This is a genomic window from Draconibacterium sp. IB214405 (genome assembly GCF_033963885.1).
Lineage (GTDB): Bacteria > Bacteroidota > Bacteroidia > Bacteroidales > Prolixibacteraceae > Draconibacterium.
This window is the reverse complement of record NZ_JAXBMA010000001.1, coordinates 414,206-440,621: the sequence shown is the minus strand read 5'-3', so window position 1 is coordinate 440,621 and position 26,416 is coordinate 414,206. Positions and strand designations below refer to the sequence as shown.

The window sequence follows — 26,416 nt, the reverse complement described above, 5'->3', positions numbered from 1 at the left end:
ATGTGTCCGTTCAGTAGGATTAACAATATTTATGGTTCTGAGCTATTGAATTCAACTGTTTGTATAACAATTAAATAATAATCAAATCGGCCATAATCTCGTCGGAAATAAAAAGTCCTTTCCGGGTTAATGTAATAGCCCGATCGTTTATTTGAAGCACACCCGCTTCTTTATATTTTGATAATTGTTCGGAAAAATATTGTGCGTTTTTAACACCGAACCGTTCTTCAATCTCCTCTTCCGAAACTCCCCACTTGGTACGAATACGGGTTAAAATGTACTCGTTATACTTGTCTTTTTCGCTGAGTACTTCTTCCTCGAAATACGAATTTTTGCCTGCAATTGCTTTAATATAGGCTTCAACAGATGAGATGTTCCAGCTCCGCGAGTTCCCATCGAACGAATGTGCCGATGGTCCCAGACCCAGGTATTTTGTGCCCATCCAATACGCAGTGTTGTGTTTCGAGTAAAGCTGATCTTTTGCCAGGTTCGAAATCTCGTACTGCTCGTAACCGTTCGCCACTGCCCGGTCGATAAGCGTATTAAACTGATCGACACTATCAGTTTCCTTCAATTCTTTTAGTGTTCCCTTTTTCAGCCAGGTGTAAAACGGCGTTCCTTCGTGGTAAGTTAAGTGATAGGCAGAAAGGTGTTTTACAGGAAGGCTGAACATCGTATCCAGGCTCTCCTCCCATTCCTTTTGAGTGAGATCGGGCAATCCATAAATTAAATCGGCACTTAAGTTTGAAAAACCCAGGGTGGCAGCATTTTCAATAGCTTCAATTGCCTGGGCAGAATCGTGCCTACGATTCATCTTTTCGAGATGCCGGTTTTGAAACGACTGAATCCCGATACTTAAACGATTAATTCCGGCTTGTTTTATGCCTTTTAGATAGTCTGTTGTAAGGTCGTCGGGATTGGCTTCGAGTGTAATTTCGGCGTTCGGGTTAACGATAAATTCATTGTTTATTACCGCCAGTATTTCTGCTACTTGCAAGGCTGTTAATACCGATGGAGTTCCTCCGCCAAAATATATGGTTTCGATGCTTTCGTTGTTCAGGTAGTTTTTACGTAAGTTTACCTCGCTTTTTAAAGCTTTGATAAAATCGAGCTGCAGGGATGTGTTTACTGTCTTGTAAAAGTCGCAGTAATAACATTTCTGACGACAAAACGGAATATGAATGTAAATACCAGCCATGATTTTAAAGCAGTACAGTTTTTTGGTAATCAGACAATAATAACCACAGAAACAGGTTATTGTTTTTTGTTGGCACCAAACAAAACATTAAAAAATTACGCATGAAAATTACACCTTACTGGAGACTTGCAATTTGGTTACTTATAATGATTTATTTGCTTTTTGTTCCTGCCAATCAGCTACCTTCAAAACCATTTATACAAATTCCGAATTTTGATAAAATGGTTCATTTCGGAATGTTTTTCATTCTTTGTCTGTTATCATTCAGACCAGTGAAACAATTTACACCTAATTTTTATTTCTGGACTCCCCTGCTTGTGCTTGTTGCAGCAATCGCACTGGAATCAGTTCAGCATAAAATTTCGCCAACCCGCCACAGCGATATTTACGACCTTTGGGCCAATGTTGCAGGTTTATCGGCCGCAACTATGTTTTATGCCCTGTTTGTAAATAAAAAGTGGCTGGAACGCATTTTTTAAGTGCATTTCAGTCAGTAATCAGGTATTTTTCCCTGCACTAAAGTTTTACGAGGTCTTCGTATTTTTCGATGTCTTTACCAACAGTTTCCAGCGATGTTTGCTTGTAAAATCCTGAAATATCCTGGCGCAATCGTTCATACTGAGCATGTACAGGACAAAGTGGTTTCGATGGATCGTGCGTTTTACAAGGCTCCAGACTGATTAAACAGTTGGTGAAAAATTCTTCGCCGTCAACCTTGGTTACAATATCCCACAACGAAATATCAGAAGCATCGCGCGAAAGCGAAAAACCACCGTTTGGCCCTTTTGTTGAAACAAGCAATTTCTGTTTTACCAGGTTTTGCAGAATTTTTCCTAAAAATGGCGACGATAATCCAAGATCTTCAGAAATCTGTTTAATACCAATTCGTTTGTCTTCTTTCGAAAACTTCCCAAGATAAATCAGTGCTCTAAGCGCATATTTGCAAGTATTTGATAACATGACTACTACTTTAAATTTAAAATTGTTTTACTGTATGATTTTTCTGCAACAGCAGGAAATTTCTTTTGTTTACCCAACACATTTCGGTTGGCTTTCAGCAACGTATTTTTCACTTTACCATTAACCTTGTCAAGGTTTTTACGCTTTTTAAAAGCCCATTCATAGGCTTTCATTCCTTTGTTCCAGTATAAATTTTCGTGATTCTCCTCCACCGAAATTTTTCGATTCAGCAATAACAAATCGTGTAAAGGAATTTTTACCGGACAAACATCGGTGCAGGCACCACAAACCGTGCAGGCAAAACTTAAATGATTGTATTTATCAAATCCCTTCATAAACGGCGTGATTACCGATCCGATCGGCCCGCTGTACGTTGTATTGTAGGTGTAACCACCCACGTTTTTATAAATCGGACAGGCATTTAAACAAGCCCCGCAGCGGATACATTTTAGTGCATCGACATGTTTGGGTTCGGCGGCAATTTTTGTGCGGTTATTGTCGAGCAAAACAACCACCATTTTTTCCGGCCCGTTTGTTTCATTTTCACGTTTTGGTCCGGTAATCAATGAGTTATAAACCGTAACCTGTTGTCCCGTTCCCAGCGCCGACAATAATGGGAACATTAATTGCAAATCGTTAACCGATGGAATCAGTTTTTCAATTCCGGCAATAACAATGTGCACTTTCGGAAACGAGATGGACATAAATCCGTTACCTTCGTTTTCGGTAAGTGCCACTCCCCCAACATCGGCAACCAAAAAATTGGCACCTGTTACACCAACCTCGGCAGAGGTAAATTTTTCCCGCAGCACTTTCCGCACAAACAGGGTTAATTCAGTTGGTGTTGCGTTTTCAGGCGTATCAAATTTTTTATGAAAAAGTTCGGCAACATCTTCTTTCGATTTGTGCATTGCCGGTGTTAAAATGTGGTATGGTTTTTCGCCTGCCACCTGAACAATAAACTCTCCCAAGTCGGTTTCAACAGGTTCAAAACCTGCCTTTTCGAGGTTTTCATTCAGTTCAATTTCTTCCGAGATCATCGACTTACTTTTAACCAAAAGTTTAGCCTCGTTCTCTTTTAAAATTGAAACAATTTCGGCTACAGCTTCTTTTCCGTCGCGTGCCCAAACCACATCAATACCGTTCTTTTTTGCGTTAGTCTCAAATGTTTCGAGATATGCGCCCAGGTTGGAAACAACCTTTTTCTTGAGATACGATGCACGTTGTTTGGCTAAATCCATATTTCTGTAGCGAAGTTTGCCTTTAGCCACCGCCTCGTCGTATTTCGAAATGTTGAAATTCAACGTTTGCCGGTGTTTGGTATCGAAGGCAATTTTTGAATCCTTCAGAAATATTTTTTTAGTCGTAGTCATCTATTATTTTACCGGAATTAGATCAACCCTGCGGGCATGACGTCCTCCTTCAAAATCGGTAGTTAAAAAAGTAGTTACGATAGCAATCGCCTCTTCATCGCTTACAAAACGACCTGGTACAGCACAAATGTTTGCGTTGTTGTGCTGACGTGCCAAAGCTGCAATTTCGGGGCTCCAGCACACTGCCGAACGCACTCCCTGATGTTTATTTGCCGCAATGCTTATTCCCTGTCCGCTTCCACAAAAACTAATGCCAATCTCGTATTTTCCACTTTCGATGGCATCGCCAATTTTGTGTGCAAAAACCGGGTAATCAACACTTTCATCGGTGTAAGATCCCAAATCGTCGAAAGCGATGTTGTTATCGCTCAAGAATTTTTTGATTACCTGCTTTTTTGCGAAACCTGCATGATCGCTTGCAAGTGCTATTACTTTTCCCTCTAAATTCTTCATTTGCACAAAATTAATACTTTTTGATATTTATTTCATTTATTCTTAATAATTGTTGAATACAACTATTACCCATCAAAAAAACGACTCTCGGTAACAACTGAATATCTGAAACTTATCCTTTATTTATAAAAGGTATAAATCGTTTAAGTTCATTTTTTTCGAGTTTAAAAACCACTAAAATGAAAGCGAAAACTAAAACAGCATTCAGTAAATATTTAAAGATTGGTGATAATTCGAGTGTAAATTGTGCCGCAATTACAAGTACAGTAGCGGCCAAAAAGTAGCTGCCAATTCTTTTCAAATCGTAGGGTACCGGATAATGTTTCTTTCCGAGCACAAACGACATAATCAGCATCACCAAAAAACAGCAGAAAACGGCAATGGCCGATCCCATGTAACCCATTACCGGAACAAAGGCAAGGTTTAAAAGAATTGTAATTGCGGCTCCGGTTAGCGCCATATAAGCTCCAAAACGTGTTTTATCGGTTAATTTATACCACAACGACAGGGTGAAATACATACCGTAAAAAAGATTGGCCATCAGCACAATCGGTACAACTTTTAATCCCTCGTGATAATTACTGTCGACAATTACTTTAACCACATCGATAAAAAGCACCATTCCCAGGAAAATCAACAGCCCGAAAATCACAAAATACTTCATTACCGTAGCGTAAACTTTTGGATCATCTTTTGATCCTTCTCGGGCAAAGAAAAACGGCTCGAAAGCATATCGAAATGCCTGAATAAACATGTTCATTAGAACAGCCAGTTTGTAGTTGGCACCGTAAATTCCCAGCTGAAACATCGGATCCTGATCTTCCGGAACCAAAAATGGTATCAGTACTTTATCGATGTTTTGGTTCACCATTCCTGTTAAACCAACTATAAGGATTGGAAATCCGTAACTCAGCATTTTCTGCAGCAGTTGTTTATCAAAACGGAGCGAAATTTTAAAGATCTCAGGTATCAATAAAACCAGGGTTACTATTGAAGCTAACAAGTTGGAAATAAATACATAACCAACACCAATATCGGCTGAATAAATCATTGAAATTGCCGAATCGGGATTATTAGCTAAAATCCTTGGGCACAGCGAAATAAAGAATATATTGAAACCAATATTAAAAGCAATATTTACCAGTTTTATAAAGGCAAATTTTATGGGACGGTTTTTTAAACGAAGCCGTGCAAACGGAATAGCGGTAAACGCATCGATACCCAAAATAATGGCAAACCACAGAATGTATTCCGGATGATCGGGGTACTGAATAAAACCTGCTATTTGATGCCGGAAAGCAGCAGCCAGCAATACAAACGAAAAAGTGGTAAAAAACAACGAGATCATGGATGTGGAATACACTTTCTCAGGATCGTCGTTTTTTGAGGCAAACCTGAAATACGAGGTTTCCATTCCGTAAGTGAGCAGCACCAGCAAAAAGGCTACATACGCATACATGTTGGTTACCACGCCGTATTCGCCGGGCAAAAACATAAACGAGTAGTAGGGAACAAGCCACCAGTTTAAAAAGCGGCCGACAATACTACTAACACCGTAAATAGCTGTATCGCTTGCTAATTTTTTAAAAGAATTCAATTCCTGAAATTTTAGGCAAAGATAAAATCATTTGCTTTGATGCTTTTCAGCAAAACAACCTTTTACAATATGTTTTATCTTTGAATGCAAAAATAACGTAGAATGAAGCGAAATCTTTTCCCGATAGTAGTAATTTTTTGTTTGCTGGTAAGTTTTTTTTCGTGCTCAAATAAGTCGAACAAACGACCAAGAAAACCGGTAAGCACAATCAATATAAAACCCGCTAAACAACAATACACATTTGGTAATGAAGTAACATTAAATGTTAAAACCAAGTTACGCGACGGTGAACTAAAAACCGTAAAAGTTTATTATGAAAATGAGCTCTTAAAAGAATCGGATAAACTTGAATTTGAAATTGAGGGTGTTGAGTTAAACCAGGTAGGAAACACGAGTTTTAGAGTTGATGCCGAAAAAACAGATGGTCTAAAAAATTCAAGAACAAAAACGCTGAATGTATTGTCTGATATTGCTCCAAAACAAATGAGTTACCAGGTTATTGAGAAGTATCCGCATTTAAAAACATCGTACACACAGGGACTCGAATATTACAACGGCGTTTTGTATGAAGGAACCGGTGAAAAAGAGCACTCTAAATTACTTAAAGTTGACATCAAAACCGGTAAACCACTTCAGTCGTTCGATATGGAAGACAAGTATTTTGGAGAAGGAATTACCATATTGAATAACAAAATATATCAGCTCACTTACCGCGCCAACAAAGGTTTTGTGTACGATCTGGAAACTTTTGCTGTTATCGACAGTTTTACCTTTAAATCGGAGCAGGGATGGGGTTTAACTAACGACGGTACCAACTTGATAATGAGCGATGGAACCAATGTTTTAACCTGGTTAAATCCGGATGATTTTTCGATTGTTAAAAAAGTTCAGGTAGCCAATAACCGTGGAAATATGAATGTTTTGAATGAGCTGGAATACATTGATGGAATTATTTACGCCAACATTTATACCTTCAACTACATTGTTAAAATTGATGCAACAAGCGGTAAAGTTTTGGAAGAAATAAACATGGAAGGTTTAATCGATATGTATCATCGGGAAAGTGACCGAATTGACGTACTAAACGGTATTGCCTACGATGCCGAAAACGACCGCATGTTTGTTACCGGAAAACTCTGGCCGATGTTGTTTGAAGTAAAGTTTGTTGAGAAGTAGAGAATTTAGAATGTAGATTAACGAATGAAGATTTTAGAAGTATATTTCAACAGAAATTGTGTACTTATTTTCCGATCATCAATCGAAAATAGTTAATCGAAATTCATCATTCAAATCCTAAAACAGGCTGGGGGAATCGCCGTATTTAACACGCCCTAAATGTTTATAAGCCAATTCGGTAACTTCTCTACCACGTGGTGTTCGTTTTATAAAACCTTCTTTTATCAGAAATGGTTCGTAAACTTCTTCGATAGTTCCGGCATCTTCGCCAACAGCTGTTGCAATAGTTGTAATTCCTACCGGACCACCTTTAAATTTATCGATAATCGACACTAAAATCCGGTTGTCCATTATATCAAGTCCGTGTTTATCAATATTTAAGGCCTCCAAAGCATGGCGTGTAATCTCCATATTAATAGTACCATCGCCTTTAACCTGTGCAAAATCGCGCACACGACGCAGTAATGAATTTACGATACGCGGAGTTCCACGGCTTCTGAAAGCTATCTCAGAAGCCGCCTCGTCGCTTATCTCCACATTCAGAATACCAGCCGACCTTTTTACTATTCGCGTTAAAATATCGGCATCATAATACTCCAGATGAGAATTGATACCAAAACGCGCACGAAGCGGTGAAGTTAATAAGCCGGATCGGGTAGTAGCTCCGATCAATGTAAACGGATTTAATTCGATTTGAACAGAACGTGCACTCGGACCTTTATCAATCATAATATCGATGCGAAAATCTTCCATGGCCGAATACAAATATTCCTCAACAATAGGGGATAAACGATGAATCTCATCTATAAAAAGTACATCGTTTTCTTCCAGGTTGGTTAATAAACCGGCCAAATCGCCTGGTTTATCCAAAACCGGTCCCGATGTAATTTTTATTCCTACTCCAAGTTCGTTGGCTATAATATTCGATAAGGTAGTTTTTCCTAGTCCCGGAGGTCCGTGTAATAAAACATGATCGAGTGCTTCGCCCCGGAGTAATGCAGCTTTTACAAATATCTCCAGGTTTTCAACAATTTGTTTTTGCCCGCTAAAATCATCGAATTGCAGTGGACGTAAACGTTTATCCAGTTCTCTCTCGGTTTCTGAATATGAATTTCCCCTAATATCTAATCCCTCTTCCATCAATAAATCTTATTCGGGAATAAAGATGCGTATTTTTTCGATAAGCTGAATAGCGGTAAAGGGTTTTGATAAGTATTCGTTCATACCAACTTTAAAACAACGCTCGCGATCGTTATCAAGTGTATTGGCTGTAATGGCAATAATAGGTACAGGGTTTTCTATGCCATTTTCACTTTCGTACTTGCGAATTGCTTCAGTAATTTCATAACCGTCCATTTCGGGCAGCATGATGTCCATTAATATTAAATCAAATTGCTTTTGTTTTACCGTTTCTACAGCGTCGGGGCCGTTGGTAACAGCAGTTACATTGTAGTTGTATTTCTTTAAATTAAATATGACTACTTTTTGATTTAATAGATTGTCTTCAACTAGTAAGATGTCCAAACTTCTAATTATTATTATTTATAATTCTAACAAATATAAAAACTAATACTAGTTATTATATCCTGTTGACAACTGTTAATTTCTATTTGCCATTTTTTTTAAAGATAAAACAAACAGCGTTGTGAGTTATTTTTTAACAACTATTTCTGCTTTTAAATTGTTCTGATGTAAGTATATAAAAAATGTTTTTAACAACTGTTAATAGTGGAAACAGAAGTTTGATTGACGTTTTAAACAGGTGAATTTCCTGTGAATAATATGGCATGAAAAAGTAGTTAAATAAACGCTGGTTTTTGAAAGCCGTATTTATATGATGAAAAATTTGAATAATGCAAAAATTACTATAAAAGTTTACTTTTGTTTTTTTACCGGTTTATCCACAGTAATTAACAATTGTGGTTAAGAATAAACGTTTGGAAAATAAGAACTTTAGCCAGAATGACAGAAAATTTCAACATACTTGTTAATAAACTAAATGTTTTTAGGTTTAAATATGGATTGTATCGTTTAACACGCGGTTTAATTCTGGTATTAGTTCTGTTAATTACTTTATACACAGTATTTTCAATTGTTGAATACTACGTTTATCTATCGGCTTCAGCCCGTAAAATTGTATTCTTTGGCTTCCTTATTTTTAGTATTTTACTGAGTATTCAGTTTTTATTACTACCACTTTTTCGTTTGCTGCATTTGTTTAAACCGATCGATTTAAAATCCTCGACTGTTTTAATACAAAAGCATTTTTCCGAGATAAAAGACAAGCTTTTAAATATTATAGAATTAGCAGATACACACGAGGCTCAATATTCAAACGATTTAATTTTAGCCAGTATCGATCAGAAAATAGATGAGCTAAAAGTTTTTAATTTTAATGAAGCCATTGAATATAAAAACATTAGAATAATTTCTATCTATTTGATAATTAGTTTTTTAGTCAGTGTTGGTATTCTTGTTTCCAATAAAAATATATTTACTGAATCAACAAACCGATTAGTGCATTATAATCAGGAATTTGTTAAACCCGCTCCATTTGTATTTAGTTTACAAAACAAAGTGTTAAAAGCTAAAAAGGGAGATCCGTTTGTTATTCAGGTTGAGGCCGAAGGAGAGGAGATTCCTCAAATAGTATACATCAATATAGATGGAAACAATTACCTGATGAAAACTACAACTACAGGAAATTACGAGTTTGAAATGGCTTCGGTAATTAATCCGGTAAGTTTTTATTTCACCGACTTGACCTATAAATCAGATAGTTATAATTTACAATTATTGCCAAAACCAGGTATTAATTCATTTCAGGTTACTACTGATCCACCGGCTTACACTTTGACTGATAAGCAGTTTTTAGATAATATCGGCGATCTGCAGGTTCCATGTGGAACACTAGTAAAATGGAACTTCGAAGGAATCGACGTGGACTCTTTATATCTGCTGTTTAGCGATTCGGTTAGAATTGATGCAAAAAGTACTGAAACCGGTTTTGAGATCGAAAAACGCCTACTTGAATCTGCCGGTTACAATGTTTATATAAGAAATAAAATAACCGAACCTGAACTGGCTTTATCGTACCGCATTGACGTAGTTCCCGATATTTACCCGGATATTGAAGTACTTCGAATTGAAGATTCAACTCGTTTAACTCGCTTCTTTTTTAAGGGGATAATTGGAGATGATTATGGATTTTCGTCCCTTAAATTTCATTACAATATTAACAACGAAGACACTACTATTGCACTCCCTGTTTCGAAAAACTTAAGCGATCAGGAATTTTATTACAGTTTCGATTTTAATGATATTGAAGACCGTGGAGCTGTTTCGTACTACTTTTCAGTATCCGATAACGATATAATAAACGGTTATAAAACAACAACTTCTAACAGTTATAGTTTTACTTTCCCCGACAAACAAGAACTGCTTGCCAATGAAAAGGAACAGTTCGAAAACATTGAAAAAATGGTCGCCGAAAGTCAGCAATTGGCCAAGGAAATCCAGAAAGATCTGCAGAATCTTCAGATTAAAAATATGGATACCAATACTTCGGATTGGGAAAAGTCGCAAATGGTAAACGATATTGTTCAGAAACAAAATCAACTCGAAAAGTTATACGACCAGATAAAACAGAATAATGAGCAACTAAATAACTACCTCAATTCGTACCAGAACAATTCGCAGGAGTTGGTTGAGAAACAAAAACAAATAGAAGAGCTACTTGAGGAAGTTTTTACGGACGAGTTACGTGAATTAATGGAAGAATTCAATAAGCTGGCTGAGGAATTCGACAGTAAAAAGTTGAATGAATTATCGCGCGATATGAATGTAACGATGGACGATCTTAAGAAACAGCTCGACAGAAATCTTGAAATGCTAAAGAAGTTTAAAGTTGAGCAAAAGTTACAGGAAGTTACCGACGAAATGCAGGAGATGGCCATTGAAGAGGAGAAAATGACGCAGGAGGTAAACGAAAACAAAAACTACGAAGAAATAAAGGAAAAAGTTCAGGAACATCAGGAGAACTTAAAAGACCTTGAACAGCGCTTAAAAGAGGCTTTAGAGATGAATGAAGAATTAGAGGAACCTGTTGGTTTCGACGATTTTGACGAGGAGTTTAAGGAAATGGATAAAAGCACCGAAGAGAGTAAAGAATATCTGGATAAAAAGAATCGTAAAAGGTCAAGTGAAAGTATTCAGAAAACTTCGGAACAAATGAAAAATGCTGCCTTTGCCATGCAACAAATGCTGGATATGAACAGCATGCAGCAAAACCAGGAAAACATTCAAAATTTACGACAAATCTTAAGTAATCTCATTCTGCTATCGTTTAACCAGGAAGATATTTTAACCGGACTTGGAGGTATTAGTGCAAAAGATCCGAGATTGATTGAATTAAATAAACAACAGAAAAAAATAGAAGACCAGAGTAAAATAGTTCGCGACTCATTATATGCACTGGCTATGCGAACTCCACAGATTTCGAGTATGATTAATAACGAATTGGTGGATATGGAAATTAACCTTACAAAAGCAGGTCAGGAGCTTGAAGAAGCACTATTTCCGCAAGCCAGAAGCAGTCAGCAATTTGTTGTAACGGCAACTAATAATCTGGCTTTAATGTTAAACGAATCGCTAGAACAATTAGAAAAACAGCAGGCAAATGCACAACCCGGCGACCAGCAATGTGAAAATCCCGGAGGTATGGGCAGTGGTATGCAGGATCTGAAGGAATCATCAGAAAGTATAAAACAACAGCTTCAAAAGATGATTGAACAAATGAAAAACGGTAATTCGCAGGGTATGAGCCAGCAAATGGGGCAGAGTTTAATGCAGCACGAAATGATGCAGCAAATGCTTCGCGATTTAATGAATAATGGCACTGTTGGCAGCGAAGCGAAGGAAACTTTCAAAAAAATTGATGAGATGTTGGAGCAAAACCGTAAGGAGCTGATGAATAAATCGATAAATGCTGAAACAATTGCTCGTCAGAATCTAATAACCACACGTTTACTGGAAGCTGAAAACGCAGAAAAGGAGCGCGAATTTGAAGATAAGCGCGAATCGGAAAGTGCTGATGATTTCTATAGTAACCCTGTTAAGTTTTTTGAGTATAAGGAAAAAGAAAACTTTTCGATAGAGTATTTGAACAGAAATTCGAATACATTAAGTAACTTTTACAACAAAAAATACAAAAACTATTTGAACAAAATACAAAACCAGAGTGAAGAGTAAACCACCTAACATATTGATCTTGAATTCTGTAAGTAGTGAGCTAAACAGAGTTGAATCGTTTATTAAGGAATTATTCGACTTTCATAATTTTTCTCAAAAATGTTTTAATACTGTATTTTTGTGCATTTCCGAGGCAGTAACCAATTCAATTGTACACGGAAATAAGGAAGATCATCAGAAGAAAGTGGAATTAAATGTGGATTGTAAACGGCATTTAATTATGGTGCAGATTACTGATGAAGGAGAAGGATTTGACATTGAAAATATTCCTGATCCCACCCATAAGGATAATATTCTGAAGGAAACGGGACGAGGAATACATATTATAAAAAGTATAGCGCAAAATGTAAGCTTTAATAATAAAGGAAACAGCTTACGATTTGAAATTGTCTGTGAATGAGTAATATAGAGTTTTTTTTCGAAGATATCGAACCGATATCAATTTACCAGGATTTTTTAGTTACACAAATAAATGGACTCATTTCTAATGAGAAATTTGAAACCGGCGAGATTAATGTCATCTTCTGCTCAGATGATTATTTGCTGGAAATGAATAAACAATATCTAGATCATGATTATTATACTGATATAATCACATTTGATTACGTTGATAATGACGTAATTTCGGGTGATTTATTTATAAGTGTCGATCGGATAAATGAAAATGCAGATTCTTTTAAAACTTTGCAAATAAAAGAGTTATATAGAGTAGTTTTGCACGGTGTTCTGCATTTGGTAGGATACAAAGATAAAACCGATGAAGATCAGGAAGAAATGACAAAAATGGAAGAGTTTTATCTGGCAAAGATTGATTTTAAAGAACTGAAGGTATGATGGAGAAATATGATGTAATAGTTGTTGGGGGAGGACATGCCGGATGCGAAGCAGCAACAGCTGCAGCAAACCTTGGATCGAAAACCTTGCTGATTACAATGGACATGACAAAGTATGGTCAAATGTCGTGTAATCCTGCTATGGGAGGTATTGCCAAGGGACAAATTGTACGCGAAATTGATGCTTTAGGTGGTTATTCAGGAATTATTGCTGATAAAACTACTATTCAGTTTCGTATGCTCAATAAATCGAAAGGACCAGCAATGTGGAGTCCGCGGGCTCAAAACGATCGTTTTCGTTTTGTAGAAGAATGGCGAAATATCCTTGAAAATACAGATAATCTCGATTTGTGGCAAGATGCTGTTGTAGGATTATTAATAGAAGATAAGAAAGTAAAAGGCGTTAAAACGCGAATAGGTATTGAATTTGAGTCGAACACGGTTATTTTGACAAATGGTACCTTTTTAAACGGTTTGATGCATATAGGGCAGGAAAAGATGGCTGGAGGCCGTATTGGAGAGGCTGCTTCGTACAACATTTCTGAACAGTTATTGGGTGCAGGTTTTAAAACCGGTAGAATGAAAACCGGTACACCTGTTCGTATTGATGGTAGAACAATCGATTTTTCAAAGCTTACTGAACAGAAAGGTGATACTGAACACTATAAATTTTCCTATTTACCGGGAACGGAAACTAAATTGAAACAACGTTCCTGCTGGATTACACATACCAGCTCGGAAGTACATAGTGAACTTCAACAGGGATTTGAAGACTCACCAATGTTCGATGGAACTATTCAGAGTACAGGACCAAGGTATTGTCCGAGTATTGAATCAAAATTAGTAACTTTTGCTGAAAAGGAAAAACATCAACTTTTTCTTGAGCCGGAAGGAGAGAATACGATCGAATACTATTTGAATGGTTTTTCATCTTCTCTTCCATGGGATGTTCAGTTAAAAGGTTTACATAAGATTGAAGGTTTAGAAAAGGCAAAAATATTTCGCCCTGGTTACGCAATTGAATACGATTATTTCGATCCGACTCAACTTAATCATACGCTTGAAACAAAGATTATAGAAAATCTCTATTTTGCCGGTCAGATAAATGGAACAACCGGATATGAGGAAGCGGGTGCCCAGGGAATCATGGCCGGTATAAATGCCCACTTAAAAAATGCGGGCAATAAAGAGTCATTTGTCCTAAAACGCAACGAGGCATATATTGGTGTGCTTATCGACGATCTTGTTACAAAAGGCGTAGATGAACCGTACCGAATGTTTACGAGTAGGGCAGAATTCCGAATTTTGTTACGTCAGGACAATGCCGATATCAGATTAACTGAAAAATCGCACAAATTAGGCCTTGCTTCGCTAGAACGTGTTGTATTACTGAAAGAAAAAACAACCTTAATTCAGGAAATTTTAGATTTTACGAAGGCCTTCTCTGTTAAGCCACGCTTTGTAAATCAGTTACTTACAGATAAGGGAACATCTGAGTTAAAGCAAGGAGTTAAGTTATTTGATATTATTTTACGCCCTCAGATTTCGATATTTGATTTGATCGAAGTTATTACCCCGTTTAAAAGCTTTCTGGAGAAGATTCCAGAGGATAGAAAACTGGAAATTATCGAAGGAGCTGAAATCGCAATAAAGTATGAAGGGTATATTAATAGAGAAAAACAACTCGCTGAAAAGTTGGACAAATTTGAAAATATCGCAATTGAAAATAAATTTAATTATAGCGAGTTAAAATCAATATCTACAGAAGCACGTCAAAAGTTGGAAAAAATTAATCCAAAAACAATTGGTCAGGCAAAACGTATTTCAGGCGTTTCTCCAGCCGATATAAACGTGTTGCTGGTTTTGTTAGGACGTTAATGTTTCACGTGGAACAATTTTATAAAAATGGATTTAAAGAAAGAAATACGCGAAATCCCCGATTATCCAAAAGAGGGAATAAGTTTTAAAGATGTAACTACGCTTTTTAAAAATAAGGAAGCGGTAAAATTTGTTACAAGTACTATTGTGGATAATTTTAAAGAGAAGGGAATTACGAAGGTTGTGGGGTTGGAAGCCAGGGGTTTTGTTTTTGGCGGAGCAATTGCAGATCGTCTTGACGCTGGTTTTGTTCCGGTAAGGAAAAAAGGAAAACTGCCTAGTGCTGTTTTAAGTGAATCGTATGAGTTGGAATACGGAGTTGATAGCGTTGAAATGCATAGCGACGCATTGGATAAAAATGATGTGGTTTTGATTCATGATGATTTATTGGCAACAGGTGGAACTGCTGTGGCGGCATTAAACCTTGCTAAAAAATGTGGAGTAGAGAATATTTATTTCAGCTTCATTTGCGATCTTGAATTTATCGACACACCTAATAAAGCTTTGTTGAAAGAATACGAAACACAGGTATTGGTAAAATATCAGTAATTGAAATATAAAACGGTAAATAAAAATATTGATCATTTAAAATCGCTTATTTCGGTCTTGCCAAATAAGCCCGGTATTTATCAGTATTTCGATCAATCGAATACCATCATTTATATCGGAAAAGCAAAGGACCTGCGTAAGCGGGTTTCTTCGTATTTTACAAAGAATCACGATCATCGAAAGACGGCCTTATTGGTGCGGAATATTGTAGATATAAAGCACATGGTTGTAGAAAGCGAACAGGATGCTTTGTTGTTGGAAAACAATCTGATCAAAAAATACCAGCCACGCTATAATATCCGCTTAAAAGACGATAAGAGCTATCCGTGGATTTGTATAAAAAATGAGCCGTTTCCGCGTGTGTTTAAAACCAGAAATCTGGTACGCGACGGTTCTAAATATTTCGGTCCGTACACCTCTATTTATACCGTCAGAACTTTGCTCGATTTGTTTAAATCGGAGTACAAATTGCGTACCTGTAATTATAATTTGACTCCGGAAAATATTGCTTCAGGAAAGTATAAAGTTTGTTTGGAATACCATATTGGTAACTGTAAAGGACCATGCGAGGGACATATTTCAGCAGAGAACTATGATCAGGGAATTGCGGATATTTCGGATATATTAAAAGGAAATATCTCCGGAGTAATAAAACATTTGGAGGGAATGATGGCAGAAATGTCTGCAAATCTAAACTTCGAAGAAGCACTTGCTATTAAGGAGAATTACGATTCGTTAAAGCGTTATCAAAGCAGGTCTACTGTGGTTTCGCCGGTGATTACAGATGTTGATGTTTATTCGATAGAAGAGGACGAAAATTTTGCCTTTATTAATTACCTGAAAATTATAAAAGGAGCCATTATTCAAACCTTTACTTTAGAGATTAAAAAGGGTCTGGATGAAACAAGTGAAGAGCTTTTACTGGCCGGAATTGTAGAGATCAGGCAGAAGATATTTAGTAATGCGCGTGAAATTTTGGTCCCAATTAAACTCGAAAATTTCATCGAAAATGTGACTTTCAGGGTGCCGCAAAGAGGGGAGAAGAAAGAGCTTTTAGATCTGTCTAAACGAAACGCTAAGTATTTCCGCCTTGAAAAGGACAAGCAGGCAGTACTTAAAAATCCTGCTATACGAACTGATCGAATACTAAATACCATTAAAAAGGATCTCCAGTTAAAGGGATTACCGGAACGTATTGAGTGTTTTGATAACAGTAACCTGCAGGGAACAAATCCTGTGGCTGCTTGTGTGGTGTTTAAAGACGCAAAACCAGCTAAAAAAGAATACCGGCATTTTAATGTAAAAACGGTTGAAGGTCCAAATGATTTTGCCTCGATGGAGGAGATCGTTTATCGTCGGTATAGGCGACTTTTAGATGAAAAGAAACCATTGCCGCAATTGATTGTTGTTGATGGAGGAAAGGGTCAGTTGTCGGCAACAATGAAGTCGATTGATAAGCTGGAATTACGCGGTAAAATAACTGTTATTGGTATTGCAAAACGACTCGAAGAGATCTATTTTCCCGGAGATTCTGTACCTATTTATATTAATAAAAATTCTGAAACGCTTAAAGTAATTCAGCATTTAAGAGATGAAGCACACCGCTTCGGAATTACTTTTCACAGAGATAAAAGATCGAAGGCTTTTATTACTTCTGAGCTGGGGAATATTAATGGAGTAGGGGAGAAGACTACCGAGAAATTATTAAAGGATTTCAAATCGGTGAAGCAGATAAAACAACAGAAAATTGAAGCGCTGGAGGGGTCAATCGGAAAGGCCAAAGCACGTATTGTATTCGATTATTTCCAAAAGCAAAGTGATGAAAAGAATGACTAGTGTTTAATTCACTTCTCAAAATCTTAAGAACGTGCCACAATTATTACTACTAAATAGTAAATAACATTACAATGAATAAACGGGTTTTACTCGGAATGAGCGGAGGAATTGATAGTTCTGTTTCGGCTATGTTGTTAAAGGAGCAGGGGTATAAAGTAATCGGTATTACATTTCTTTTTAGTGGATCGGATGAACAAAATCATCACTTTTTAAAGGATGCAGTGGCGTTGGCAGACTCCTTAAATATTCAACACCTCACAGTTGATTTACGAAAAGAATTTGAGGAATATGTAATCAAATATTTTATTGACGAATACCAAAATGGTCGGACTCCATTTCCCTGTGCATATTGTAATCCAAACCTGAAGTTTAACTACCTAAATAAATATGCTATTGCAAATAATTGCGATTCTATTGCTACAGGTCATTACGTAAAAACAGGTTTGTATAACGGTAAGAAATACTTGTTTCAAGGTGATGATCCGGAGAAAGATCAGTCGTTTTTTCTATGGGGTTTGCCGCGCGAAATTGTAGATAAGTTAATTTTTCCTCTAGGGAATTTCGAAAAAACCGAGATAAGAAACCTGGCCAATGAAAGAGGTTATGTTACACTTGCAAAGAAAAAAGATAGCCTGGGAATATGTTTTATCGAGGGAAATGATTACCGACATTTTTTAAAAAAGAGAGGTATAAAATCGGAACCCGGAAATTTTGTCGATGAAAATGGGAACATTTTGGGTGAACATAGTGGAATATTCAATTATACTATCGGACAACGTCGAGGATTGGGGCTAAATCTGAATTTTCCCCTTTTTGTGTCCGAATTTCGTCTAGATGACAATGAAATAGTGTTGACCAAATACGACGATTTGTACCGTTCAAAACTACGTATTGAAAATTATTATATAATTGATAATGAGATTGTTGATAGTGGTGTTCAACTGATTGTTAAGGTGCGTTACAGGCTTCAGGAAACCCTCTGTAGTTTGCATATTTTAAACGATACTGAGGCTGAGGTCGAATTATTACAGCCTGAGGCGATGATTGCACCCGGACAAACGGCCGTTTTTTATCACAATGACAGATTAGTGGGTGGAGGATTTATAAAATCAGCAGAATAGAAATAATCTATAAAATTCTCAATTTTGATATAATTCTTCTCATAGAACTTATTTCAAAAAAATATTAATGATGTTCTGAAGAGAATAGTAAAAAATCAATCTGCGATAATTCGCGAAATCTGCGAGAACTTTTTAAAAATTAAAATGCCGGACGATGTTTGTCATCGGGTTCCAATAATCCAAGATAACTTCTGAATCGGGAAGGGGAGATCTGGTATTTTTCAACTGCCTCTTTCACTGCACAACCAGGTTCGTGGGTGTGCGAACAATTGTTGTATTGACAGTTCTCCGAAAATTTAAATATCTCAACAAAATAATGAGAGATCTCCCAGGGTTCCATTTCCAAAACGCCAAAAGCTTTTATCCCAGGAGTATCAATGATGTATCCGCCAAAGTTAAGTTTAAACAATTGAGAATATGTAGTGGTGTGTTTTCCGGTTTTGTGCGAATCGGAAATCTCCATTGTTTTCAGATTCAATCCTGGTTGAATAAGGTTGATGAGTGTTGATTTTCCAACGCCGCTATGGCCGTTTATAACGTTGGTTTTGTCTTTTAACGCTGCTTTTAGTTCATCAATACCAATACCCTCCTTTGCAGACGTTTTAAGGCATTTATAGCCGATATTTTGATAGATCTGAGTCAGCAGGTCCATTTCCTCAGTTTCGTCCTCATTATAGCGGTCAATCTTGTTAAAAACGATTAGAACCGGTATACGGTAGGCCTCGGCTGATGCCAGGTAGCGATCGATAAAAGTTGTTGTAGTGACCGGGTATTGCATGGTAACAACCAGCACAGCCTGGTCGATGTTGGCGGCAATAATATGCGCCTGTTTTGAAAGATTGATAGAACGGCGAATGATGTAGTTTTTGCGCTCGTTTATCTTCGTAATCAAACCAACCTGCGCTATATTTTCATCAGCAGACACATTTTGAAGCGTAAATCCCACCCGATCGCCTACGGTAACCGGGTTTGTATTCTTAATTCCTTTTATGCGGAATTTGCCCTTTATTTTGCATTCGTAGGTATTTCCGTTTTCATCCTCCACGGTATACCAGCTGCCGGTCGATTTTATTACTAATCCTTCTTTCAAGTTCTATTATTTTCTGCAAAGGTAGTTTTTCTACTGTTTATCAGGAAATTTACCGAGGCGCCAAACATTTTTTTCACGTGGAACAAATAAAAAAGCACCAAATCCCGGTAACGAAATTTGATGCTTTCTTTTTTTATGTAGTGGTTTTTATTCCCAGTCTAATATGATCTTTCCACATTCACCAGACTCCATAATTTCAAAAGCTTTTTGGTATTCATCGGCTTTAAAACGATGGGTGATTATTGGCGAAATATCAAGGCCTGTGGTAAGCATCATTTCCATGTGGTACCAGGTTTCGTACATTTCGCGGCCATAAATTCCTTTAAGTGTTAACCCTTTAAAAATAAGCTTACTCCAGTTTATCTGGGTACGTTCAGGCAACAATCCGAGCAGACTTATTTTTCCGCCGTTGTACATGTGGTTTACCATGTCGTTAAAAGCAACCGGCGATCCGGAGCATTCTAAACCAATATCAAAACCGCTAACCATGTGATGCACTTCCATGGCTTCTTTAATGCTTTCTTTTGTAGGATCGATAACACGTGTAGCGCCCATTTTTCGGGCCAGATCGCGGCGGTATTTACTTAAATCGGTACCAATAATATTACGTGCTCCGGCGAATTTACAGATGGCTGCAGCCATAGCTCCAATCGGTCCGCCAATTCCGGTAATTAACACATCTTCGCCCAACAACGGGAAAGATAAAGCGGTGTGAGTTGCATTTCCAAGTGGATCCATAATCGCCATCATTTCGTCCGAAATTCGGGGATCGATGTGCAAAACGTTTTTGGCAGGTACAGAAATATATTCCGCAAAACCACCGTCGCGGTTTACACCAATTCCAACAGTGTTGTCGCAAATGTGCTGACGACCGCGTCTGCAGTTGCGGCAGAATCCACAAGAAATATGGCCTTCAACGGTAACACGCTCACCAACTTTTACGCTGTCAACTTCCGATCCCACTTCAACAACGGTACCCATATATTCGTGCCCGATAGTAACCGGGGTTTTAATGGTTTGCTGCGCCCATTCATCCCATTTGTAAATGTGTAAATCGGTGCCGCAAATTGCAGCTTTTTTTACTTTTAATAAAATATCATTAGGTCTGACGGTTGGCATTGGCACGTCTTCCATCCAAATGCCTTTTTCAGGTTTACTTTTTACAATTGCTTTCATTTACATTCAACTTGTTAGATATTATCTGGTGCAAGTTAAAACAAAAATATGGCTGAAAATCTAAGTAAAGTCAGTTTTGAAAATTCATCAATTAAGCGATGTTCGAAGAAGATAAGTGTTTGTTGGACATGAATTTAACGGGATACCATGAGGCAATAAACCCGATAATTAAAACAGCAGTGAATGCCAAAACAATGTCGGTAAATATGATGTGAACCGGGTAGGCTGAAATGACAAAAGAACCACCCGCTCCGGGCAATTTTATTAACTCGAAAGTAATTTGAAGCCAGCAAACAAATACGCCCAAAATGGTACCAATAATGCCTCCTACCAACGAGATCAACCAACCTTCGAAAACAAAAATACGGTTGATTTGTTTTATCGGAAGACCCATACTATCGAGAATTGAAATGTCCTCTTTTTTATCGATATAAAGCATGGTAAGGTTGCCGATCATATTTCCGGAAGCCAGCAAAAGAATAAAAACGAGGATAAAATAAACGGCCCATTTTTCCGATTTCATGGTTTTAAAAACCAGGTCGTGTTGCTGTTCTTTATTTTTCACGTGGAACGTATCGCCAACAATTTCTTCCAGTTTATCCTGGATCACGTCGATATTTGCCCCATCAGCAATGTCTAGTTCAATGGCTGAAATGGTGTTTCCGCTGTCGAAAAGCTGGGTGGCAAATTCTTTCGATACCAGCATATATTTGCTGTCAACATCCTCAAGAACAGCAAATACTGCCGAAGGAAAAAGGTAATCGTGGTTAAACACCCGAGACGGATTTAACGAAACCTGTTTACCTTTTTTAGGCACATAAACATGCAGCGGATCGAGAAATGAAATGCCCACGCCAAGATTATTGGCAATACCGCGACCAACCACAGCATAATCAATGCCGTCTTTATTGAGGTAATATTCGCCTTCAATCAACAATTTATCAATATTGGTATAATCCGGATAGTTTTCAGGAACACCTTTAATTGTTGCCGCATACTGACGTTTTCCGTAGCGCAATAAGGCTACTTCTTCCACTACTTCGGCATACGAAACCACATCGGGCATTGATTTTATTTGCTCAATATCAATGCTTTCCGGATTAAACATCTTTCCTTCAACCGATACTATTTTAATGTCGGGATCAAAATCGCTGTAAAACATCCCGATCAGATCGGTAAAACCATTTAACACCGAAACAATAATAATAATGGCCATTGTACCTACGACAATTCCGGCCATCGAAATCCACGATATTATGTTAATAATATTTTGTTTCTTTTTCGAGAACAGGTATCGTTTCGCTATGAAAAATGGTAAGTTCAAACGTTGTTGTTTTGTTTGAAAACGAAAAGTTTTGGAAACTATTTTTTCAGCAACTGATCGATATTGTCGATATAATCGAGGCTGTCATCCAGGTAGAATTCCAGATCAGGAATTACACGCAGGCTTTTTCCTGTTTTTCGGCCCAGTTCGCCACGCAGTTGTTTGCTATGAAGTTTGATTTCTTCTAAAATGCTGGTCGCGAATTCCGACGGGAAAATACTAAGGTGAATACGTGCGATCCCAAGGTCTTTGGTTACACGAACCACAGTAACGCTAACCAGTTTACCCGGAAAACGTTCTTTGTTTAATTTTAAAAGGATATCGGCCATTTCGCGCTGAATGAGCCTGGAAATTTTATTCTGTCTTGTGCTGTATTGTTCCATTGTTACTGATTATAAGCCACAAAATTACGCAAAAACCTTGGAATAGTAGCAGAAATCAATTAAACAGCGATTTTTTAAAGGCGTTTCGCAGGCTTTCGTTGGGTTTTATTATGTTGTAGTTTTCCCAGAAATGTTCGTCGTAGCTTCCCAGTACCTCCACAAAAATATCATTCCGGTCAAAACGTTCGTCTTTGTCAAAACGTTTTAATTCGGTTGGTTCAATATTGGTTATCAAGAGGTCGGAAACGCTGTGAAACTCTGAATTTATGCGGTCTCTTTTGCTGCGAACTTTAAACTTTACCGATGCCTGTGCCGATGCCAGGTGCCACTTTCCCTGGTACTGCCGGTAACTCACCTGGTAATGTACATAAGTTGGCCGGGCAATTACTTTTTTAGGTTTCTTTTTAATCATAATCTCCTCGGCCTGTTTTAATCCCGCCTTATTTAAATGATAATTGGCATGAACGAGTGCGAATGTTTCACGGTGAACATACATTTCTCCTTCAAACGGAGGATAAAACTCACCGGCCTGCGGTTCGAATTTAACCACATAAACAGGCTCGTTTTCATACCAAATTACATCGCTTATCTGGTACGAATACAGCTTTTCGTATTCAGGATTAATAAAGGTTTCAACGGTTTTAACGGCATCCAGTTCGGTAATGGTGAACGGACCCCCCATGAGTTTAAAATTCAGCCATTTAAAAGGTTGAACATCGCGGCTCTTTCGTCCTTTTAACAAGCGAACCAAATCGCTGCGTATTGTACGAATATATGGCGCTTTTAAAATTTCCATTACGGCCTCCGAAACACTTATATAATTATTATCCTGTTTAACAGTTTCACGATAAAAAGCCGTCATTAATTTGATGGAAGGAGTATAATTTTTTTCGTAATTCGCCCGCATATTCATCAAAAGTTTTTCGGGAGTAATTGCGGTAACTTTTACTTCTTTTATGCGGATTGAAGTCGTTTCGAGAATAAAAAGATCTTCATCGAGCAACTGAAAAGCGGGCATTCGTTTTTGCTCGTAACCCATACAGGAAATTACAACAGTGTCGCGGATGGCTGCCGGGTGGACTTTTAGCAGAAATTCGCCATCGGAGTTGCTAATCGTGCCCACAGGTTTATTCAATATTGAAACCGAGGCATACTGAATGGCTTTACCTTTACGCTCCTCAATTAATCTGCCCGACAGAAAAAAGAATTTTACAGGAATGGTATCACGTGCTGAAACCAGGTTTTGTTCCGCTGATTTTTGGGTAATTATTACCTGGTTCTGCCGTTCGCTGAAACGATAGCTTGTTGTATCGAGCAGTTCATTAAGAACGGTATAAAGGGACTTGTTTTGCGCCGAAATAGTGGCTTTTTCTTCCGGATCGATAATGGTGGCATCGTATGAAAAAAAAACGTTGGCCTGCCAACTGATCTGTTCTAAAATTAACTCAAGCGTTTGATCGGTTTGGTGGATACTTATGCGACGCTCGAAAACAGAGCCATCCTGTTGCTGGCCCTTTGTAACAAAAGAAAGCAACAGGATGGTTAATAATATGATCAGTTGTTTAACTTGTTTCATTAAAACATCTTTTTCAGCTCAAAAGAAGTTTTAAACTCTTCTCCGTTTCGTAATACTTTTAGTTTAATTTTTTTGTTTTCCTTGCTCTGAAGCAACAGGTTTATATCGTTTAATTCTAAAGAGGTGTGGTTACTGCTGTTTATGGTTAAAATCTGATCGTTTGTTTGCAGACCGGCCAAAGCAGCAGGTGAGTTTTCGCGAATATTAGCGATGGTAAAAATAGGCAATCCTGGCATTGGGTTGGTAATTTCCATACCACTCATGTTGTAATTAAAGTCCTCTTTAATTTTATGGTTCGGGCGCAGGGTTAGCCTACTGTTTCTGTAATCAATGGTAACATAAAAGCGGCGCAGTATTTCGGCGCCAATTGTTCCGTTTCTGTCGTTTTGCGAAATAAGACTATCGATGTGATCGGAATCAGGAAAGGCCACAATTGGTTTGGTTAATAACAGTGGTCCTACCCAAATGGCATCGATACGTCCTTTTGTTCCGTAAAGGTCGCCGTTTAAACCGCGGCCAAGGAATGTTTCAACATGGTCTTGAGGCAAATTAATACGCTCGTCTGATTTTTCTGATAACCAAAGTGCATCGCTGGCACCGGTGTCAACCAACAATTTTACAGGAACCTCTTTCATTTCGTCGGTAACAATTGTTGTGCGAACAAACGGTTTATTTCCATCGAAATGTAAAGGCATAATAATGTCTTTGCTTTTGTCGCGATATTTGAAATATTCAGGCTTATACAAGGTCAGTTTCTCATCCAGGTAATCAACTTTCACCACGTAGTCTTTAAATAGGTTAAAACCGATTAATCCGTGAACAGGAATACCCAGCATATGCGAAATCTGGAAGTTTTCGTCGATAATCATCTGCACTTCCTGGTTACGTGCTGTTAACCCGTCGATTTGCATCATGTTGTTTCCCGAACGATAAGCCGTCAGCGATTCTCCTTCGCCCAGTCCTTTAACCTTAACCGGCATCATGTAGTTCAAATTCAGCTTGTTAATAAACGGAAGCTCGGTAATAATAGGGTAACGAACGCCTGTGTCGAGAATAAAATTCAGCGTGTCGGAACCATTTATAGTAACCGGAATAATAATTAAGTTACTTGCCGATTTAAATTTTATGGTGATGTGTTTACTCCGCGGATCATCAAACAAAAAACCTCGGTTGGTACTTGCAAATTGCTGCGTAGCGTTTTCGTATTCCATACTTTTTTCGATGGGTACGTAATCGCGCACTACCAGCAGGTCGTCTTCAATTTCAAATAGCAGATAGAAGTCCTTCATCAGTTTATCGAGCACATATTTCAAAGGTTTGTTCGAAATATTTAAACTGACTTTTTTATCGGCAACCATTTCTGCGTTGTACGAGTAGTCGATATCCAGGTATTTACAGATTTTTTCAATTACATCTGTAAGCGACTCATCTTCAGCATAAATACTGATGTTTTGATCGAGCGCCTGGCTTTTTTTATCCTGGGCAAAACCGGTGTTAGGTACCACTAACAAAGCCAGCAATGCCATTAGGACGATAAGTTTTATTTTATTCCATTTTATTGGTTTCATGACTTTAAAGCTTTACTGTTTGTTTGTACGGCTCGTTAAAGTGTAATGTTTTCCGTCAACCGATAATTCCAAATCAAATGTGAGCCGAATTACATCTAAAACAAAATCTACCGGTTTCTGATCGAAATGACCTTCGTATAAAAGGTCGTTAAGTTCTGGTTCCATCACGTCAATATCAATGTGGTAAGCTTTTTCAAGGCATTCAACCACTTGGTTTAACGGAACAGTGTTAAAAACGAGGTCGTGTGTTTTCCACGAAAGGAAATTCGGATCGCTGTTCATGGTTTTTGTGATGTGGCTGTTAGAAACAACCAGCGTTCCTTTTTCTCCCGGTGTTAAAAATACTTCCTCATTTCCTTTTTCAGTAGTAGCGTTATTGTTGATAACCTGTACTTTACCGGTTTTAACAATAACTTCAACGGTTTCTGCTCCCGGGTATGCACTCACGTTAAAAGAGGTACCTAAAACTTTAACCTGTGCAGAGCCGGCATTTATTACAAACGGTTTTTCAGGATTACGCTGAACATCGAAAAATGCTTCGCCAATGATGGTAACTTCGCGGGTGTCGCCTTTAAACTTTTTCGGAAACAGCAGTTTCGAATTGTTGTTTAAAGTAACCACCGACCCATCGGGTAAAACATATTCGTTCAGCACCTGATTTTCGGCCGAAATAACTTCGCTGTAATATGCCCTGTCCGGATTGCGGAAACCAAGGTAGTATGTAACTGAACCCAATAAAAGTGCGATGATAACTATTGCAGCATATTTGTAGAATTGTGCAATAACCTCCTTTCTTGTTTTTTGAAGCTGAATAGATCGAACTTTAGCAGGGTTTAATTGTGCATGAACATAATTCCAGGCTGCTTCGTTATCGAATTTTTTAGCCTGGTAAAACGAATCTACTTTATTGAGCATTTTTTTGTATTGCTCAAACTCTTCCCGGTTTTTGTCGGCTTGACTCAACCAGGTCTCCACCTCTTCATTTTCCTGCGAATTGGTTTCCTTGTTCAAATACTTGGTAACCAGTTCCCAATCAAATTTTTCTATGTTCTCCATTTTTCCCATCTCGTTTTAA

At 37.8% G+C, this 26,416-nt stretch carries 23 protein-coding genes; 9 read left to right on the top strand and 14 right to left on the bottom strand.

What is annotated here, in order from left to right:
- Positions 1-70: 70 nt before the first annotated feature.
- Positions 71-1,198, bottom strand: coding sequence for a radical SAM family heme chaperone HemW (gene hemW / locus SLH46_RS01420; protein ID WP_320279352.1), 1,128 nt, complete (start codon positions 1,196-1,198; stop codon positions 71-73).
- Positions 1,199-1,299: 101 nt separating this feature from the next.
- Here hemW and SLH46_RS01415 point away from each other — a divergent pair, with 101 nt between their 5' ends.
- Positions 1,300-1,677 (top strand): VanZ family protein, encoded by a 378-nt coding sequence (locus SLH46_RS01415; protein ID WP_320279351.1) that lies wholly within the window; start codon positions 1,300-1,302, stop codon positions 1,675-1,677.
- Between the two features lie 37 nt (positions 1,678-1,714).
- Here SLH46_RS01415 and SLH46_RS01410 read toward each other — a convergent pair whose 3' ends face one another.
- From SLH46_RS01410 to SLH46_RS01395, 4 genes are all read right to left on the bottom strand, one after another.
- Positions 1,715-2,158: an RrF2 family transcriptional regulator gene (locus SLH46_RS01410; protein WP_320279350.1), complete on the bottom strand. Its 444-nt coding sequence runs from the start codon at positions 2,156-2,158 to the stop codon at positions 1,715-1,717.
- 5 nt (positions 2,159-2,163) lie between these two features.
- On the bottom strand, positions 2,164-3,531 hold the full coding sequence (locus tag SLH46_RS01405; protein ID WP_320279349.1) for a lactate utilization protein B: 1,368 nt from the start codon (positions 3,529-3,531) through the stop codon (positions 2,164-2,166).
- Positions 3,532-3,534: 3 nt separating this feature from the next.
- Entirely contained in the window at positions 3,535-3,984 is a 450-nt protein-coding gene (rpiB, locus tag SLH46_RS01400) for a ribose 5-phosphate isomerase B (protein ID WP_320279348.1), read from the bottom strand.
- A 112-nt stretch (positions 3,985-4,096) separates the two neighbouring features.
- Positions 4,097-5,581: an oligosaccharide flippase family protein gene (locus SLH46_RS01395; RefSeq protein WP_320279347.1), complete on the bottom strand. Its 1,485-nt coding sequence runs from the start codon at positions 5,579-5,581 to the stop codon at positions 4,097-4,099.
- Positions 5,582-5,683: 102 nt separating this feature from the next.
- Between SLH46_RS01395 and SLH46_RS01390 the strand changes: the two genes are divergently transcribed.
- Entirely contained in the window at positions 5,684-6,757 is a 1,074-nt protein-coding gene (locus tag SLH46_RS01390; RefSeq protein ID WP_320279346.1) for a glutaminyl-peptide cyclotransferase, read from the top strand.
- A gap of 117 nt (positions 6,758-6,874) precedes the next feature.
- On the opposite strand, the gene ruvB is transcribed toward SLH46_RS01390, so the two are convergent.
- Together ruvB and SLH46_RS01380 are read right to left on the bottom strand one after the other, a co-directional pair.
- Entirely contained in the window at positions 6,875-7,897 is a 1,023-nt protein-coding gene (gene ruvB, locus SLH46_RS01385) for a Holliday junction branch migration DNA helicase RuvB (protein ID WP_320279345.1), read from the bottom strand.
- Between the two features lie 9 nt (positions 7,898-7,906).
- On the bottom strand, positions 7,907-8,281 hold the full coding sequence (locus SLH46_RS01380) for a response regulator (protein WP_320279344.1): 375 nt from the start codon (positions 8,279-8,281) through the stop codon (positions 7,907-7,909).
- Positions 8,282-8,719: 438 nt separating this feature from the next.
- Here SLH46_RS01380 and SLH46_RS01375 point away from each other — a divergent pair, with 438 nt between their 5' ends.
- From SLH46_RS01375 to mnmA, 7 genes are all read left to right on the top strand, one after another.
- On the top strand, positions 8,720-12,007 hold the full coding sequence (locus SLH46_RS01375; RefSeq protein ID WP_320279343.1) for a DUF4175 family protein: 3,288 nt from the start codon (positions 8,720-8,722) through the stop codon (positions 12,005-12,007).
- Between the two features lie 19 nt (positions 12,008-12,026).
- Positions 12,027-12,407 (top strand): ATP-binding protein, encoded by a 381-nt coding sequence (locus SLH46_RS01370; RefSeq protein WP_320279342.1) that lies wholly within the window; start codon positions 12,027-12,029, stop codon positions 12,405-12,407.
- A complete protein-coding gene (gene ybeY / locus SLH46_RS01365; protein ID WP_320279341.1) occupies positions 12,404-12,841 on the top strand; it encodes an rRNA maturation RNase YbeY in 438 nt (145 codons plus the stop codon). Before SLH46_RS01370 ends, ybeY begins: the two co-directional genes overlap by 4 nt.
- Entirely contained in the window at positions 12,838-14,718 is a 1,881-nt protein-coding gene (mnmG, locus tag SLH46_RS01360) for a tRNA uridine-5-carboxymethylaminomethyl(34) synthesis enzyme MnmG (RefSeq protein WP_320279340.1), read from the top strand. The genes ybeY and mnmG overlap by 4 nt, the downstream gene beginning before the upstream one ends.
- 27 nt (positions 14,719-14,745) lie before the next feature.
- Positions 14,746-15,267, top strand: a complete 522-nt coding sequence (locus SLH46_RS01355) for an adenine phosphoribosyltransferase (protein ID WP_320279339.1) — start codon at positions 14,746-14,748, stop codon at positions 15,265-15,267.
- On the top strand, positions 15,268-17,103 hold the full coding sequence (uvrC, locus tag SLH46_RS01350) for an excinuclease ABC subunit UvrC (RefSeq protein ID WP_320279338.1): 1,836 nt from the start codon (positions 15,268-15,270) through the stop codon (positions 17,101-17,103).
- A 71-nt stretch (positions 17,104-17,174) separates the two neighbouring features.
- Complete coding sequence (gene mnmA, locus SLH46_RS01345) at positions 17,175-18,224, top strand: tRNA 2-thiouridine(34) synthase MnmA (protein ID WP_320279337.1); 1,050 nt, start codon at positions 17,175-17,177, stop codon at positions 18,222-18,224.
- 139 nt (positions 18,225-18,363) lie between these two features.
- Here mnmA and rsgA read toward each other — a convergent pair whose 3' ends face one another.
- From rsgA to SLH46_RS01310, 7 genes are all read right to left on the bottom strand, one after another.
- Complete coding sequence (gene rsgA, locus SLH46_RS01340) at positions 18,364-19,314, bottom strand: ribosome small subunit-dependent GTPase A (RefSeq protein WP_320279336.1); 951 nt, start codon at positions 19,312-19,314, stop codon at positions 18,364-18,366.
- A 147-nt stretch (positions 19,315-19,461) separates the two neighbouring features.
- On the bottom strand, positions 19,462-20,490 hold the full coding sequence (gene tdh / locus SLH46_RS01335) for an L-threonine 3-dehydrogenase (protein WP_320279335.1): 1,029 nt from the start codon (positions 20,488-20,490) through the stop codon (positions 19,462-19,464).
- Between the two features lie 91 nt (positions 20,491-20,581).
- Positions 20,582-21,814 carry an ABC transporter permease gene (locus SLH46_RS01330; protein ID WP_320279334.1) on the bottom strand — a complete coding sequence of 411 codons (1,233 nt, stop codon included), beginning with the start codon at positions 21,812-21,814 and terminating at the stop codon, positions 20,582-20,584.
- Positions 21,815-21,852: 38 nt separating this feature from the next.
- Positions 21,853-22,197: a 30S ribosome-binding factor RbfA gene (gene rbfA / locus SLH46_RS01325; RefSeq protein WP_320279333.1), complete on the bottom strand. Its 345-nt coding sequence runs from the start codon at positions 22,195-22,197 to the stop codon at positions 21,853-21,855.
- Between the two features lie 55 nt (positions 22,198-22,252).
- Positions 22,253-23,773: an STN and carboxypeptidase regulatory-like domain-containing protein gene (locus SLH46_RS01320; protein ID WP_320279332.1), complete on the bottom strand. Its 1,521-nt coding sequence runs from the start codon at positions 23,771-23,773 to the stop codon at positions 22,253-22,255.
- The gene (locus tag SLH46_RS01315; RefSeq protein WP_320279331.1) at positions 23,773-25,341 is read right to left on the bottom strand and encodes an aspartyl protease family protein; all 1,569 of its coding nucleotides are present in this window, start codon (positions 25,339-25,341) and stop codon (positions 23,773-23,775) included. Before SLH46_RS01315 ends, SLH46_RS01320 begins: the two co-directional genes overlap by 1 nt.
- A gap of 12 nt (positions 25,342-25,353) precedes the next feature.
- Entirely contained in the window at positions 25,354-26,397 is a 1,044-nt protein-coding gene (locus tag SLH46_RS01310; RefSeq protein WP_320279330.1) for a FecR family protein, read from the bottom strand.
- Between the last annotated feature and the right edge of the window lie 19 nt (positions 26,398-26,416).